The organism is Chryseobacterium sp. (genome assembly GCF_022869225.1).
Classification (GTDB): domain Bacteria; phylum Bacteroidota; class Bacteroidia; order Flavobacteriales; family Weeksellaceae; genus Chryseobacterium.
This window is the reverse complement of the sequence record NZ_JALIHL010000001.1, coordinates 32,792-48,717: the sequence shown is the minus strand read 5'-3', so window position 1 is coordinate 48,717 and position 15,926 is coordinate 32,792. Positions and strand designations below refer to the sequence as shown.

Below are 15,926 nucleotides of genomic sequence, written 5' to 3'. Positions count from 1 at the left end.
ATAGGTTTTACAATTCAGTAATGAAAATTAGGTTTAATTATTAAATTATTAATGGTAACAAGGTTTGTTTGTGATAAATTCCTATTTAAGTGGGAATAGCCTGTTTTTAAATTACATGATTTAAAAATCTGTTTTTTTTTGTATTTTGGCACTTTAAGAAATATGAAAAATATTCAGTTATTAGGATTATTATTAGTGGTTATAGGAAGTTTTTTACCGTTGGTACATGTTCCTATTATCGGAAATTGGGATTATTGGAAGCTTGACCATTATCTAGCCATTGCATGCTGGATCTTTGCAGCATGTGCAGTTTTTGGAATTGTCAATAACAATGTAAAAATGGTAAGATTCTTTGGCGTTCTGCTGACCCTGTTGTTTGTATTTACATTAGTCGCAGTAAAAATGCAGTCTTTAGAGTATTTCAGCTTTTTACCCTTCAAATCCTGGAGAGAAACTTTTGCCGGTGTGGTAAAGCTGAAATGGGGCTGGGCTGTAGAATTTTTAGGAGCTGTACTGATGATTCTTGCAGGAACCGGTAAAAAAGAAAACAAACGAACACAAGTATGAGACTCTTAAAATTTTTTCCGGTACTCATGTTAGTATTGGGTACTTTACAGGCTAAAGCTCAGAGATTTGATCTTAAAAAACCGGATAATCCGGCTAAATGTGCCAATATCAAGGAGGGGAAGTTCTTTCGTATAAATTATCCCGGAGGAATTTGGAATATGACGATTAAAAACAATATTCAAACCGAATATCTTAATAATGGCAAAGACTATATAAAATCAACACTTGTTTTTTTGGACGACTGTACTTATAAAGCTATAGTGATTGAGAAAACAGATCAAAACAACCCGATAAAAGTTGGAGATGTTTTCAGTAATAAAATTACTCAGACTCAAGATAATTATTTAAAAATTTTAACACGTATCGAGGACTCACAAACGGAGCTGATCTACGTAAAAGCAAAACAAAAGTAAAAATTATACACATGAAAGAAGTATTCATTGTTTCCGCAGTAAGAACTCCTATGGGAAGTTTTATGGGAAGCTTATCAACAGTTCCGGCTACAAAATTAGGAGCTACTGCCGTAAAAGGAGCATTAGATAAAATTGGTCTTGATGCCGGTCTGGTTCAGGAGATCTACATGGGGAATGTATTACAGGCAGGAGAAGGCCAGGCGCCGGCTCGTCAGGTAGCGTTAGGAGCGGGTCTTTCAATCAATACACCTTCTACTACGGTAAATAAAGTTTGTGCTTCGGGAATGAAAGCTGTAACCATGGCTGCACAGGCGATCAAAGCTGGTGATGCGGAAGTAATCGTTGCCGGAGGTATGGAAAACATGTCTTTGGTTCCTCACTATTATAATGCAAGGGTAGCTGCAAAGCTTGGAGATATAAAAATGCAGGACGGGATGGTATTAGACGGCCTTACAGACGTATACAACAAAGTACATATGGGAGTATGTGCAGAAAAATGTGCTGCAGACTATAATATCACGAGAGAAGATCAGGATAACTTTGCTGTGGAATCTTATAAAAGATCGGCAAAGGCTTGGAGCGAAGGGAAATTTAATGATGAAATAGTACCGGTTTCAATTCCTCAGAGAAAAGGAGAACCAGTCCTCTTTGCAGAAGATGAAGAATATAAAGCCGTAAATTTCGACAGAATTTCAACACTTCCAACCGTATTTAAAAAAGAAGAAGGAACAGTTACAGCAGCTAATGCTTCTACATTAAATGACGGAGCTTCTGCCCTGATCTTGGTATCTAAGGAAAAAATGGAAGAATTAGGCCTTAAGCCTTTAGCAAAAATTGTTTCCTATGCTGATGCAGCTCAGGAGCCTGAAAACTTTACAACAGCACCGGCTAAAGCATTACCGATTGCTCTTAAAAAAGCTGGATTGGAGATCGCAGATATCGATTTCTTCGAATTTAACGAAGCTTTTTCTGTAGTAGGACTGGCTAACAATAAAATCTTAGGATTGGATGCTTCCAAAGTAAACGTCAATGGAGGAGCTGTTGCACTTGGACATCCACTGGGAAGTTCTGGTTCTAGAATCATTGTAACATTGATCAACGTATTGAAGCAGAATAATGCAAAATACGGTGCTGCAGCTATCTGTAACGGTGGTGGTGGTGCTTCTGCAATCGTGATTGAAAATATATAATATTCTGTTTAAGAATCTATTGCCATTAAGGAATGGATAATTTTTTTAAAAACTTATTCATTTCTTAATGGTTTTTTTATTTTTGTGCTACTAATATTTAATTGAAATGTCTGAAACTGAGATTCAACAGCCTAAAAACATAAAAAATAATCCAAAGATTATGAAAGCCTGGGCTGTATATGACTGGGCAAATTCTGTTTACTCTTTGGTCATTACCTCTACTATTTTCCCTATTTATTATTCCATTCTTACCACAGCTTATGAGAAGAAGGAATATGTAGCGGAAACCAAAAAATGGATCGATGTTCCGGTAAGGCATATGATCAAAATTTTCGGTGAAGAGTACCAGCCCGATGCAGTATATGGATATTCATTAACGATATCCTTTTTTATCGTAGTACTGCTTTCACCGTTTTTATCCTCTTTAGCAGATACCATTGGCAATAAAAAGTCATTCCTGCAGTTTTTCTGCTATCTGGGAGCTACCTCATGTATGGGATTAGCCATGTTTACCGGAATGCATAATGTATTTCTGGGACTTCTGTTCAGTATTACAGCAAGTGTTGGATTCTGGGGAAGTCTGGTTTTCTATAACTCTTTTTTGCCGGATATTGCAACGCCGGATAAGCAGGATGCGCTTTCAGCAAGAGGATATGTGTACGGATATATCGGTTCTGTAGTTCTGGTCGTAATCTGTTTGGTCCTGATTCAGGTTTTTGCCAAAGGAGCAGCCCAACAGTTGCTATTCACAAGAATAAGCTTCTTATTGACCGGAGCATGGTGGTTTGGGTTCTCCCAATATACCTTCAAACATCTTCCTCAGTTTGGAGATGTGAAAGATAAGCTGCCTAAAGATCTGGTTTTATTAAACTATAAGAATATCTTTAAAAAACATGCTGAGCAGGGAGGCTTTTTTGAAGTATTAAAAGATAATATGAGCTTCTATAAAGATATAGCAAAAGAAAGTTTTCATGAGCTATTCAAGGTAGGAGGCGAGCTTTTTAAGGACAGAAACCTGAAGTTCTTCCTATCAAGTTTCTTCTTTTATAGTGTAGGGATGCAGACTATTTTCCTGATGGCGACCTTATTTGGAAAAAGTGAGATCAACCTGGCTCAGGATAAACTGATCGGAACCTTATTGGTGATTCAGATTGAAGCCATCATTGGAGCTGTAATATTCTCAAGACTATCCAAAAGAATCGGGAATAAAAATGTTATTTCGATTGCCATTGTATTATGGATCGTAGCTTGTATATGGGCTTATTTCCTGAACAAAGAAAATCCAACCGTGGAATACCAGTTTTATGGAGTGGCGGCAGTAGTCGGATTGGTCATGGGTGGCCTTCAGGCAATGTCTAGATCTACTTATTCCAAACTTCTTCCGGAAAACTCAATGGAAAATACCACGTATTTCAGTTTTTATGATGTATTGGAGAAAATTGCCATCATTATTGGAACATTTATTTTTGCAACATTGATTGAACATTTCAATAATATGCGCATCGCAGCTTTATCAATGACTTTATTTTTCGGAGCAGGCTTGATTCTGATCAGGTTCCTGAAGGTGAAGATGAGAAAAGACAGAGATACTTTATAAGAGAAAAAAGCTTTTTCAAAAGCAAAAAAATAAAAAAGAGGATGTTTTTACGGTAAGACATCCTCTTTTTATATGATAGTGCCCTGATCCGTTAAATTGGATTTATATTGTTAAAAGACAGGTTTCATCAGTCCTTTAAGCCCGTATCTTTGTAATTATAAACATGTTATGTGCTGTTTTTTCATTTATTTTAATATAAATTAGTTGTTTGATACTGCTAAAAAACCTTATATTAGAATAACCATAAAAACGATGATTACATGTTCCCAAATTCAAAAATTTTAACGATGCATTGCAGGCATGCCCTGCAGTCTCATCACTTTAGGGATTATTCCCTGATTACGAATCCGTTCTCAACAATCCATCATTCAAGTCATATCGCTTGCCATAAATCGGATAGCTGAGGTTTTACTGTACCTTTTTTTTGATCAAAAGAGTTCCAGCTGCTATGCCGGGCTGTATTGAATGCACATTCAGTATCGGCCTTCATATCGTAATCCCTATCTGTAGAGTTTATTTTATTACCTATTTATCTGTAAATAAGGGGTATATCAATATATCTGTTACATTTTAAACACCAAAAAATAATACCATGCAAACTAATTTTGAAAGATTTCTAAAACCTGTTTTTCAACTGGCGGAGACCAACAGGCTAAGAAGCGTAAGTGTAATGAATCTCCAGGGAGATGAAAGTTCTGAATCTTTGGAAACGACAGATCCCAAACAACTAAAGGTAGAAATTCCTTATGAGTTTAATGCCAAAGACTACCTTTCCTTTTTGCTGTATATCAATGCTGAAATTGAACATGGGCTTATGCTGCAGTATCTGTATGCAGGCTACAGTATCGGAGGTTCCCATATCCCGGAAAAATACCAGCAGAAGGTAAAAAACTGGCAGGATATTATTCTGGGAATTGCCAAAGAAGAAATGGGACATTTTATCTCTGTTCAAAATGTGCTCAAATTAATCGGAGCGCCTTTGAACTTTGGAAGAATGGATTATCCCTGGGATACCCCGTTCTATCCGTTTCCTTTTAAACTGGAACGGCTTACCCTGGAATCATTGGGTAAATACGTGTATGCCGAATCACCGGAAGGATGGATCGACAAAGCTGATGATATTGCTAAAGAAGTAAAAAAGGATATTGATAAGGCAACCAGTGATCCGCACAGGGTAGGCGCCTTATTTGCTGTAATATTAAGTCTCATTAATGATGATAAACAGATTCCTGATGACCTTTTTAATGCCAATACCTATGCTTTTCAGGCCAAATTTGATGAATGGGGACGCGGCTATACAGGAGGACAACGCGGGAGTGCCCATGCAGGTCCAAAAGGGAGTCCTGATGTATTAGTCGTTCCTTTAACCTGTAGAGATGATGCCTACGCTGCATTATCAGAAATTTCAGAACAGGGAGAAGCTCCCAAAGAAGCTGAAGATGATGATAAACCCTCACATTTTGAACGCTTCTTGTTTGTGTATAAAGAGCTTCGTGACCTGAAAAAGGAATTGGGAGAATCCTGGGAGCCCTCAAGAAATGTAGCCACCAATCCGTTTATTGCCCAAAGAGAAGAGGATGGTAGCCTGGAATCATCAAAGAATGTAGGCACTGATTATGAAAAGGATGCCATCAAAAACCTTGAAGCGAGATCATGGGGCCACCTTTTTAACGTCCGGTACAGAATGCTGCTGAACTACCTTGCCCATAGTTTTGTATTGGATAACGGCTTTAACAATAATGGTGCTGTTTCACCGAGGGCCACCATCATCAATGCAACGTTTGGAGAGATGTATAATTTAAGAAGTATTTCTAATGTGCTGGTTCAGACTCCGCTCAATCCTGACGGAGAAGGAGATAAGATGGCCGGCCCGCCATTCAGTATTCCTTACACACTAGACCTGCCGGTAGGAGAAGCAAACCGTTGGCGTGAGCATCAGGATCTGATAGAAGCCAGCGAGACAATCATTCAAAGTCTTATTCCTTATGTATCACCGGCCAATTTAAAATACCTGAATGTATTAAGAGAAGCCGATCAGGGACTTTCTGCCATCATCAAAGAACTTATCTCTACTTCCAAATAACCATTAAAATTATTGTTATGAAAATTTTAGAACTTCGCATACTTCCACCCATAGCTATTGGCCGTTTAGGCTCTTCTGATACTCCATTATCAGCCTACGACCTTGGCCTTTCTGAGGATAAACCTCTTGATTTTAGAACTATTATTCCTCAGGAAACGTTCAGCATCGATCAGGTAACTGGAAAAATTACCAGTGAATTTCCGAACCATATCAATTTTAAAAAATCACCCACTATACAGTCAAAAGACGGGGTAATACATCCGGTAGCTCCCTTTTTGGAAGTATTTGCCCGCACCGACGAAGATGACAAGAATCTGGTCCCTCTTACCAAAAGTTTATTGGAAAAGGCCGGGCTGCATGTTGAAAATATAAGCTGGGATGTTGAGGTTGGAAATATTAAAATATTCCGGAGAACAGGAAAGGCGGATGACAAAATCTACGCTAAGATTTCAGGGATTACCAGTCATGATCTGCAACCTTTACTGGGAGAATGCGCTAACTTTTTACCTCATAAAAAATTACCGCTGGGATCAGTACAGTTTATAGCTCCAACGGATGAATTTCCCGAAATAAGGTTCCGTTTCACCCCTGCAGCAGGAAAAGTCTATGGTTCAAGCTGTTTCAGGGATGAAAGTGAAAGCAAGCGCTACCAGCCGGATCCGATCATCAATTCGGATGATTTGGTGATCTATGATGAAACAAAGGGCTGGAGAGGGTATTGTGAGAAAAGTAAAGTAGAACCTACCTATACCAATCCGGCACAAATATTTGCAGGCTATTCCCTTGCTAATGATGACCGGATCAGCTGGGGATATCTTGATGATGAATGTGACGGCTTTGTCTCAGTACATCTGACCGGCGGTGGGTATGACCTGACTGCACGGGCTCATATCAGTGCCGGTCCGCCGGCATTTGCTCCGGATACGCTTCCGGTAAGGGTAGTTTCTGATGAACTTGAGCAGATCTTACTAGGCCCTGAAGTTGAAGGCGAGGTGGATATCGATCAGGCTGAAGAGATTGTAAGGCGGGCTTTTGAAACCATCAGACTGATGAATACCGCCGTAATGAACGGTAATTCTTATGAGGGAATACAGAATGCAGCCAGTACCATGGTAAGACAGAATACCAATGATTTTGGACGCCTTTATGAACCTATAATGGCTACTTCTATTGTTGATAACCTGGCCTTGCGTGCCTTACATGAAAGAGTATTCGGAGGGCTGACTACGGGAGCCGCCGCCTGGTTTGTGGATGCATTGCGCCGTCCGGAAGAAATTGGAGACCTTTCCAGTCCTACACTGCGTAAAATGCCGGCTTTGATGCGCGGAGCAGACGGAAGAGCTTTAACGTTTACCCGCCGGCAGATCAGTATGGTGATCCGGGCCGCTGCCGGAGCAATGTTCAAGGATAGCCAGGATAAGGATACCCATGAAAAATCACCATCGGAAAATGCACTTCAGGCCAATAATCTTACAGCCCAGCTGCATTACCTCGGAAAAGGAAATCCTTTTTCCATTTTACCGAGATCTGCTATTTCAAACTGTTTCCCGGGACTTGAATTCGACTTCAGAAATCTATGGCGCCGTGCATTTGACGGTATTGTACTCATTGAAAACAATAATTATGTGATTGAGACGGATCCTGCACTGGACCATCTTAAATTGGTGGGATGCCGTTTAGTGGCTATAGAAAATAAACCGACCATGGTTTCTACTACAGGCCCCGTATTTCCGAATGGCGATAATGGCCCGCTGATTACTGCCGCCAATCCCAATGGAGTATCATTCATGGAATGGTCAAATTCAATGGCAAGCGTGCTGCAAAAGCAGGGACAGGAAGTCGTGTGTCATTTTACGAATGAACCTTCCCCGACAGAAATTGTCGTTACAGAAAAAGATCTTCATGATGAAAAACGTTTCCGTAAAATAAGTTTGAAGGTGAATTATTTTTTCGAAAAAGGGACCAGCGCTTTGTCAGACGCTATTATAAAACCTGGGGAAATGACTCAGGGATTATGTGCTCCCTGGCAAAATGATTACCGTGAATGTGCATGCTACTACTGGGCTGCCAGCAGACCTGATTTCGTGAATGTAGTTCCCGATGAAAAAGGATTGAGCACAGGAGACAACTGGATGGCAAAAAAACGGACAGGAGAATACATCCCTGATAACAGAACCGATTCAAGATTATTGAGCTACGATGATCTCTTCAGGAACTGGGAAGGAGAACTCAGCTTTATCATTAAAGGGAAGGATGCCATTGGAACAAATGATTAGAAAACAATTAGTAAACTATAAATTAGTATCATATGACAACGCTTATTGATACAGGCCATATCACGAGAGATGTGGCAGACAGGCTGGCGCAAAAAATAGCTTCCGAATCCGGCCCGGCTTCCCCATTGATCCATCTGGTAAAGGGCGGGCAGGGTACCCAGCTGTTGATTACAAATGGAAGCATGCTCTACCGGATCTCTCCGCAGACAGAAGCAGAATTTCAAGTATTGCTGGATTCAAAGGATGAGGCGGGTATTGAGAAAAAATTATCAGAGATGGGCCTGGAAGCAGCCCGGAAAATAGATGATGAACCTTTAAAAAGCCCTGCAGTACATGCACTTTCGCTTGCCATTGCTCAAAAATGCAATATGGGATGTACGTACTGCTATGCTGATCAGGGAAGCTTTGGAGGAGCCATGAAAAATATGACAATGGATGTTGCCACCAAATCGATTGACCTATTGCTTAACGGCTGCCCTGAAAATGGAAAAGTACAGCTTACATTTCTTGGGGGCGAGCCTCTTCTGAACCGGAAGGCTATCAGGGAAGCAACAGAATATGCTGTCAAGAAAGCGGCGGAAAAAAACATAAGCGTCGGTTTTTCCATGACTACAAATGGAACTCTGCTTACCCGGGAGGATGCAGAATTCTTTGAGCATCATGGTTTTTCAGTGACCATCAGCCTTGACGGGCTGAAAGAAGAGCATGACGCCCAGCGGCCCCTTAAAGGCGGTGCAGGCACTTACAGCCGGATCATGGAAAATAGTAAGTTCTTACTACAGATCCAGCGGAAAATGCAGGTGTCTGTCCGGGTAACGGTTACTCCTGCCAATCTGAACCTATTGGATGCGCTTGACAGTTTTATCAATATGGGTTTTCATAGCGTAGGCTTTTCTCCATTGCTGAATTCAAGCAGCGGGAAAGGAGAGATGAATACAGAAGATCTGGAACAGTTACTGAGTGCAATGATTGCCTGTGGGCTGCATTTTGAAAAAAAAATACTGGAAGGAAAGCGTTATCCCTATCTGAATATGATTAATGCACTCAAAGAGATTGATAAAGGAACCCACAGACCTTACCCATGCGGTGCAGGAGCAGGATATATGGGAGTATCGGCTGAAGGGGAACTTTCAGCCTGTCACAGATTTGTCAATGAGCCTGCAGGACGAATGGGAGATATTGAAAATGGCATTGATGAACAGCTTCAAAACACCTGGCTGCAGTCAAGGCATGTACATCAGCAGTCTCCCTGCAGCCAATGCTGGGCCCGCTATCTCTGTGGCGGAGGATGCCACCACGAAGTGCTTGATAAAGGAAGGAATGCCTGCAACTATATCCGGGGGTGGCTGCATTATACCATTCAGGCCCACGAAAGGCTTTCAAGAATGGTTCCCGGTTGGTTCCGCTAAAATATAAAACAATGAAAAATGCGGAACATTTTGATGTATTAATTATTGGCGGCGGACCTGCCGGCTCCTGTGCGGCATTAAGGCTGCTGGCGCTTGGCTACCGTGTAGGCCTTGTTGAGCAGCAGATATTTCCGCGTCACCAAATTGGAGAATCACTATCTGCGGGGATAAGAAATATTTTCGAATACCTTGATGCGGATCACCTTTTAGAGCTTCATGGGTACCTTCATGCACTCCCGGCACAGGTCATCTGGGAAAAAGCGGGCGAAAGAAATATGGAGTTTAGGCAAAGCGGCGGCGGTATTATGGTTGACAGAGGAAAACTGGACCATGATATGCTCCGTTTAGCCGTTTCAAGAGGAATGTGCCTTTTTCAGCCTGCAAAACCGGAATATTTTCACAGAGAATATGATCATTGGAAAGTAATCATTAGAGAAAATGGGGAGCAAAAGGAACTTCATGCTCTGTTTATAATAGATGCCAGGGGAAGAAGCGGCCTCAGAACAGTGGATAAAATCATTACTGCACCGGCTATGGTGGCTCTATATGCCAATACAGACAGTGCCGTTATGCCCCGGTCTACCCTGGTGGAAGCACAGCAGTCCGGCTGGCTGTGGGGTGCTCCTTTGCCTGAAGGAAAGTTTAGGATCATGATATTTTCAGCACCCGAAGACCTGAAAAAGAAAAATCCTGAACAGCTTTTTATTAACCGTCTGTCCTCATCAGTATTGTTTGCAGAAGGACTTCAAAAACTTGATTTTTCAACCATTAAAAGCTGTTCGGTCGTCAATTATAGCCATCATCAACCATGGGAAGAGAATTACATCAGGGTGGGTGAAGCTGCCTTTACTCTTGACCCGCTTTCTTCAACGGGAGTGGAAAAAGCCATGCGGTTTTCATTGCAGACGGTGATTGCCATCAATACCGTACTGAAAACCCGGAATATTGAACTGGCCCGCAACTTTTATGAAGATCATATGGCCCGCTCTGTGATCCGCCATTTGGAATGGACAGCAGGCTATTACGAAAGAGCATGGCCGAAAAGCAGTACCCGTTTCTGGAAAGAGAGATCGAAATTCAGTATTACCTCTCACGCTACCGAAAATCAATTTTATAACAAGTTGATGCTGAAGATGGAAGAAACCAAAACAGAAAGAGAAGATAAAATTGCAGCTGCCACTGCTGGAATAGGTTATGGAGAAGATATAGCCCAGCTATGGTACAAAAAGATACGGCTTTCTCCTCAGGTTACCCGGATAAAAGCCATATGCGTTGAAGATGATCAGCTTACATTAAAAAATGCAGTCAGACACCCTTTATTGGAACAGGAGATAGCCTATGTTGATAATGTAGAAATTATTCCCCTGCTTAGCCACCTGCAGGATACCGATACTTTTGGAGAACTGATGTACTCCTGGAGCCGGGACATGCCGTTTGAAAAAGCCCGTGCTATTATGATACGGCTATGTGATCTGGGAGTAATGGAATTAAGTTGAGCCCATTTTAAATGACTCATAAAAAGCCTGATAATTTCAGGCTTTTTCCTTTATTTACATCAGAAACCTCTATTTTTACAGAAAGATTATAAGGTGAAAACAATTTTTCTGTATCAATTTATTGGAATTCGGCTTGAATTTTGCTTATATTGAGCAGAATAATTTTAACTTTGCAAAAAGATTTATTGTCAAAATGACCAACCCTCTATTTTATGCAAAAATAATCCTGTTTGGAGAATATGGAATGATTGAAGATTCCCAGGGGCTTGTAGTACCTTACAGCTTCTATAAAGGGGCTTTAAAATTTTCAGATCTAAGCTCAGAATTTGAGCTTAAATCCAACAGACATCTGCAGAAATATGCTGATTACCTTTCAGCACTTGATCTTTCTGATGATTTTAAATTGGATATCGAAAGCTTTAAAAATGATATTTCAAACGGGCTTTTCTTTGATTCCAACATTCCGCAAGGCTATGGCGTAGGAAGTTCCGGAGCTTTGGTAGCTGCTATTTTTGAAAAATATTCGATCAGTAAACTTAATCCCGACAGTATTTCCAAAGAAAATCTTAAAAAACTAAAGGCTGTTTTCGGTGAAATGGAAAGCTATTTCCATGGCAAAAGTTCAGGAATGGATCCATTGATCTGTTATATGAACCTGCCGATCCTGATTGAAAATAAAGAAAATTTAGGCAGGGTATCTATTCCCGATGGTGAAGAAGGAAAAGGTGCTATTTTCCTTATTGACTCCGGCATAACAGGGGAAACGGGACCTATGATCCAGATCTTCTTTGAGAAAATGAAAACGGAAGGTTTCCGCAAAACACTGAAAGAAGAGTTTATCCGTTACAATAATGCCTGTATAGAGACATTTCTTAAAAAAGATATGAATCCGTTCTTCAGAAATCTAAAGAAACTTTCCCATTGGGCTTATGAACATTTCCGTCCCATGATCCCTGAAAGCATCTTTAATATCTGGAAAAAAGGACTTGATTCTAATGCTTATTACCTGAAACTCTGCGGAAGCGGCGGGGGTGGTTATATCTTAGGATTTACCAAAGATTATGAAAAGGCCGAAAAAATGCTTGACGGCTTCCAAAAAGAGGTGATTTACAGATTTTAAACAGATTGGAATGAATTCTGAAAAAGAAACTTTCCACTCTAAGAACTATATCTCTAAAAATCTATTTTACAGATTCTCACAATTCGTGGGCTTTATGCTCGGTGCCCGGTTTTTTGTGGCTGCCCTGCTGACGTTTGCACTGTATGTTTCCACTTTTTTCCTGTTCAACCAGGATGAAACGTTCCGAAATTTTGTATTTGACTTTAAAGTTCACGGTATTATTTTCTGTACCGTACTTACGATTTTGGCGGGCGGAATCATTAATCAGTTTTATGATCTGGAAAAAGACCATATTGTAAAGCCCTTCAGAACCAGGATCCAGAGCTTTATCAAACAGAAATATTTTTTATATGCCTACCTGGGGCTTAGTGCCATTTCTTTGGGGGTTGCCTGGATGATTTCCCATAATGTTTTTGTTTTTTTCCTGGTATATCAGTTTTTTATGTGGTTGTACAGCCATAAACTAAGCCGGATTCTTATTGTTAATAATCTCACATTTGTAAGCCTTACCCTCTATCCGTTTTTTGGAATGATGGTGTATTACGAAACATTTTCGAGAAAAATAATCCTGATGGCTGTTTTTCTTTTCCTTATCCTTCTATGCATTGATATTGTAAAAGATACCCTTACCAAAAGCGTTGATAAAACCTTTGGGTATACCACCATTCCCAATTATTTTAAAACCAGGAATACAAAGATGATCCTTATTTCTTTATTGGCTGTTACAATGGCTGTTTCGATGAAGATTATCGCTAAAACCGGAGTGACCAGCTTTATGGCTTATTATTTTGCCGGTGGGCTGTTTGTCATGATCCTTTGTATTTATCTTCTTTTGAATTCTTCCAGAAGGAGTAACTTCTTTACTATTAATATATTACGTTTCTGGGTTTTTGTCGGAATTATCGCCATGCTTTTGAACGGAATTGAGAGTAAATTCTAGAAAAATTTCTTTAAATAAACTGAGGTTATTATTACCTTTGTAAAACTAAATTTAATAAATAGGAATGCCCATTTTTAATGATACTAAAATTGCATTTGCAGACAAGTCTGATGCACAACTGAAAAAGGCTTACTGGATGTTTAAAATGATTGAACAGCCTGCACTGACCAGCCTTGGAACATCTGTCCTTAATTTTACGGTACACAACAACTTTCCTTTTGTGACGGGAATTGTTAAAAACACTCTTTTTGAGCAATTCTGCGGCGGAGAAACCCGTGAAGAAAGTATGAAAGTAGTAAAGCAGCTTTTCAAAAGAGGTGTTGGAAGTATTTTCGATTATTCTATTGAGGGGAAGGAAGATGAAGAAACCTTTGATGCAGTATGTAAAGAAATTAAGGATATTGTACGATTTTCAGTAGGAAATCCGGCTATCCCTTTTATTGTGTTTAAACCGACTGCATTTGGAAGAATAGACCTTTATGAAGCCGTTGGAAAAGGGGCTGAACTTACTTCAAGCCAGAAAGAAGAATGGGAGAGAGTAGTAAGGAGATTTGATGAGGTATGCAGCCTTTGCCATGAAAATGATAAAAAGGTAATGGTAGATGCGGAAGAAACATGGATGCAGGATGCAGCAGACCACCTTTGTGAAGAGATGATGGAGAAATATAACCAGGAAAAACCGATCGTTTGGAATACCATCCAAATGTATAGAACAGGAAGGCTGGAATATATGGAAGCGAATCTTCAGAGAGCAAGAGAAAAGAACTATTTTATCGGGTATAAGATTGTTCGCGGTGCTTATATGGAAAAAGAAAGAGCCAGAGCTGCCGAAAAAGGATATGCAGATCCGATTCAGCCTAATAAAGAAGCTTCAGATAAAAACTATAATGCAGGGATTGATTTTGTGATGAACCACCTGGATAAAGTGTCTGCATTCTTCGGAACTCATAATGAGATTTCTTCAGAGCTGATCATGGATAAAATGAAAACTAAATCCCTGGAAAACGGTAATCCTCATGTTTATTTCGGACAGCTTTACGGAATGAGTGATAATATTACCTTTTATTTATCGGATAAAGGCTATAACGTGGCGAAATATCTTCCGTATGGTCCGGTAAAAGATGTTGTACCCTACCTTACAAGAAGAGCTCGGGAAAACACTTCTGTAGCCGGACAGACCGGAAGGGAATTAGGGCTTATCAAGAAAGAGCTGGAAAGAAGAAAAAATAAGACTTACTTAATTGAAGTATGAAAAGGCCTGCAGTATGCGGGCCTTTTATTTTGTGGCAACTTAATAAAAAATAGATATTCCCGGTCAGACCCGTATATTGTATTAATAATAATGATACTAATTGTTAAATTTATTGAATAAATAATAAAATAAAAACATTTATTGTGTTGATTTGATTTTAATTTACTATATTTGGTTAATTACAAAAAACTAAGACATGAAAATATTTCTTATGGATCGTTTTATACTTTTGGCAAAGTATACTAATCCTGTCCTCTATAGTTTTACCCCAATTTAATTTGATAAATTTTGGCTGCTCCTGATAACACCTGAAAATGGTCCGGGGCAGATCCTCAAAATTTTTAAAATAATAAAGCAATAGCTTTAGTTTTCTTCAAATATTTTTTAGCCTGCCCATTATTCTATGGTCAGGTTTTTTATGGCTCAAAACTTTCAAATTTTCCGTTTTCATAGAACAAAACAATCCGCTTTATTTTATTAGACTGATTACCAATTACTTGACTCAAAATATGATCTGCTGAATTTTCTAATCGCTGAGAATCGGATATTTGTTCCTGCGCTTTATCCTTGGACGGTATAAACGATTCTCCGGGACCCTCTTTTGGAAGCTCTGTCTCATCAGATCCGAACTCGTCATCATCATTCATCATGGTGAAGAGATCGGGCAGAGGAGTTGGTTTTCCTTTTTCCTCCTCGTTATATCCGTTTTCATGTTCAGCTGTTTCGGGAAGTTCTGATTTCAGCATTTCACCTTCTCCGGTAACCAGCCAATCCCAAAGAAGTTCAGGGAATCGTGATTTTATTTTTATGATAAATTCCAGAGACGGTTTATTTCTTCCGGAAGTAATATGCGAAATCGAAGAACGCTGTACATCGATCTCATCGGCAAACTCAGATGGAGTAAGATGGGAATACTCTATAACTTTTGAAATTCTCTCATTTAAACTCATAAAAAATAAGTCAATTATTATTTTACAAATGTAAAGAATATAATTTACAAATGCAAAATACAAATGTAAATAAATGAGGGTTTAATGGGTATACAAATGTAAATGAATCCAATCTGTCTATCAATCAATATAGTATGGCTAAATTACAATTGTTATATGACCTGTTATTAATCTAATCCGGTAAGCTGCTATGATGTATTATTTTGCAATATAACTTGTTTAAAAATGTAAATCATAGTCCATTAAAGGACTATAAAGGTAAAAGACCAAGCTAAAAACGTTAATTTACATTGGTAATAGGTTACATTTCTGTTATGAGAATAAATTTATATTAAATAGCCTTTAAATAGGATTTTATGGGCATTACAATCGTAAATTACTGATGTAAAAACTCCATTTTAAGCCGATGCAAGGCTTCTTTTACCAATAAATAACTGCTATATCGCTCAACAGATTTTTGAGGTATCTGGATGACCTAAAAAAAGACTACAATGTCAGTTTTTTTGATACATCCCAATATTTCTATCAATTTACATTTGTATAAGCACATATAAAACCTAGTTATCCACCATTATAATGTTTAATAAAATAACCCTCAAATACTTCATTTAAGCCTTTTTTACACTTCAAGTA

Annotated in this window: 12 protein-coding genes; 11 read left to right on the top strand and 1 reads right to left on the bottom strand. The window is 39.2% G+C overall.

The window, feature by feature from the left end; all coding sequences use genetic code 11:
* Positions 1 to 162 precede the first annotated feature (162 nt).
* The 11 genes from MUW56_RS00230 (at position 163) to MUW56_RS00180 (ending at position 14,343) form a co-directional block, all read left to right on the top strand.
* Positions 163 to 567 carry a hypothetical protein gene (locus MUW56_RS00230; protein ID WP_292011291.1) on the top strand — a complete coding sequence of 135 codons (405 nt, stop codon included), beginning with the start codon at positions 163 to 165 and terminating at the stop codon, positions 565 to 567.
* On the top strand, positions 564 to 980 hold the full coding sequence (locus MUW56_RS00225; RefSeq protein ID WP_292011290.1) for a hypothetical protein: 417 nt from the start codon (positions 564 to 566) through the stop codon (positions 978 to 980). Before MUW56_RS00230 ends, MUW56_RS00225 begins: the two co-directional genes overlap by 4 nt.
* Positions 981 to 991: 11 nt before the next feature.
* Positions 992 to 2,170 (top strand): thiolase family protein, encoded by a 1,179-nt coding sequence (locus MUW56_RS00220; protein ID WP_292011289.1) that lies wholly within the window; start codon positions 992 to 994, stop codon positions 2,168 to 2,170.
* A gap of 106 nt (positions 2,171 to 2,276) precedes the next feature.
* A complete protein-coding gene (locus MUW56_RS00215) occupies positions 2,277 to 3,767 on the top strand; it encodes an MFS transporter (protein ID WP_292011288.1) in 1,491 nt (496 codons plus the stop codon).
* A 592-nt stretch (positions 3,768 to 4,359) separates the two neighbouring features.
* Positions 4,360 to 5,850, top strand: coding sequence for a ferritin-like protein (locus MUW56_RS00210; protein WP_292011287.1), 1,491 nt, complete (start codon positions 4,360 to 4,362; stop codon positions 5,848 to 5,850).
* Between the two features lie 17 nt (positions 5,851 to 5,867).
* Entirely contained in the window at positions 5,868 to 8,126 is a 2,259-nt protein-coding gene (locus tag MUW56_RS00205) for a hypothetical protein (RefSeq protein ID WP_292011286.1), read from the top strand.
* A gap of 32 nt (positions 8,127 to 8,158) precedes the next feature.
* Positions 8,159 to 9,535, top strand: a complete 1,377-nt coding sequence (locus MUW56_RS00200; RefSeq protein WP_292011285.1) for a radical SAM protein — start codon at positions 8,159 to 8,161, stop codon at positions 9,533 to 9,535.
* A gap of 11 nt (positions 9,536 to 9,546) precedes the next feature.
* Positions 9,547 to 11,031, top strand: a complete 1,485-nt coding sequence (locus tag MUW56_RS00195) for a tryptophan 7-halogenase (RefSeq protein ID WP_292011284.1) — start codon at positions 9,547 to 9,549, stop codon at positions 11,029 to 11,031.
* 193 nt (positions 11,032 to 11,224) lie between these two features.
* Positions 11,225 to 12,151 carry a mevalonate kinase gene (locus tag MUW56_RS00190; protein ID WP_292011283.1) on the top strand — a complete coding sequence of 309 codons (927 nt, stop codon included), beginning with the start codon at positions 11,225 to 11,227 and terminating at the stop codon, positions 12,149 to 12,151.
* 10 nt (positions 12,152 to 12,161) lie between these two features.
* Entirely contained in the window at positions 12,162 to 13,091 is a 930-nt protein-coding gene (locus MUW56_RS00185) for a UbiA family prenyltransferase (RefSeq protein WP_292011282.1), read from the top strand.
* Between the two features lie 64 nt (positions 13,092 to 13,155).
* Complete coding sequence (locus tag MUW56_RS00180) at positions 13,156 to 14,343, top strand: proline dehydrogenase family protein (protein WP_292011281.1); 1,188 nt, start codon at positions 13,156 to 13,158, stop codon at positions 14,341 to 14,343.
* A 416-nt stretch (positions 14,344 to 14,759) separates the two neighbouring features.
* Here the strand turns inward: MUW56_RS00180 and MUW56_RS00175 are convergent, their stop codons facing one another.
* Complete coding sequence (locus tag MUW56_RS00175) at positions 14,760 to 15,293, bottom strand: helix-turn-helix transcriptional regulator (RefSeq protein ID WP_292011280.1); 534 nt, start codon at positions 15,291 to 15,293, stop codon at positions 14,760 to 14,762.
* Between the last annotated feature and the right edge of the window lie 633 nt (positions 15,294 to 15,926).

Excerpts from the sequence above, each read along its gene's own strand:
- MUW56_RS00175 (WP_292011280.1), bottom strand. The coding sequence starts at position 15,293 with ATGAGTTTAAATGAGAGAATTTCAAAAGTTATAGAGTATTCCCATCTT.
- MUW56_RS00225 (WP_292011290.1), top strand. The coding sequence starts at position 564 with ATGAGACTCTTAAAATTTTTTCCGGTACTCATGTTAGTATTGGGTACT.
- MUW56_RS00210 (WP_292011287.1), top strand. The coding sequence starts at position 4,360 with ATGCAAACTAATTTTGAAAGATTTCTAAAACCTGTTTTTCAACTGGCG.
- MUW56_RS00215 (WP_292011288.1), top strand. The coding sequence starts at position 2,277 with ATGTCTGAAACTGAGATTCAACAGCCTAAAAACATAAAAAATAATCCA.
- MUW56_RS00195 (WP_292011284.1), top strand. The coding sequence starts at position 9,547 with ATGAAAAATGCGGAACATTTTGATGTATTAATTATTGGCGGCGGACCT.
- MUW56_RS00180 (WP_292011281.1), top strand. The coding sequence starts at position 13,156 with ATGCCCATTTTTAATGATACTAAAATTGCATTTGCAGACAAGTCTGAT.
- MUW56_RS00185 (WP_292011282.1), top strand. The coding sequence starts at position 12,162 with ATGAATTCTGAAAAAGAAACTTTCCACTCTAAGAACTATATCTCTAAA.
- MUW56_RS00220 (WP_292011289.1), top strand. The coding sequence starts at position 992 with ATGAAAGAAGTATTCATTGTTTCCGCAGTAAGAACTCCTATGGGAAGT.
- MUW56_RS00205 (WP_292011286.1), top strand. The coding sequence starts at position 5,868 with ATGAAAATTTTAGAACTTCGCATACTTCCACCCATAGCTATTGGCCGT.
- MUW56_RS00200 (WP_292011285.1), top strand. The coding sequence starts at position 8,159 with ATGACAACGCTTATTGATACAGGCCATATCACGAGAGATGTGGCAGAC.
- MUW56_RS00190 (WP_292011283.1), top strand. The coding sequence starts at position 11,225 with ATGACCAACCCTCTATTTTATGCAAAAATAATCCTGTTTGGAGAATAT.
- MUW56_RS00230 (WP_292011291.1), top strand. The coding sequence starts at position 163 with ATGAAAAATATTCAGTTATTAGGATTATTATTAGTGGTTATAGGAAGT.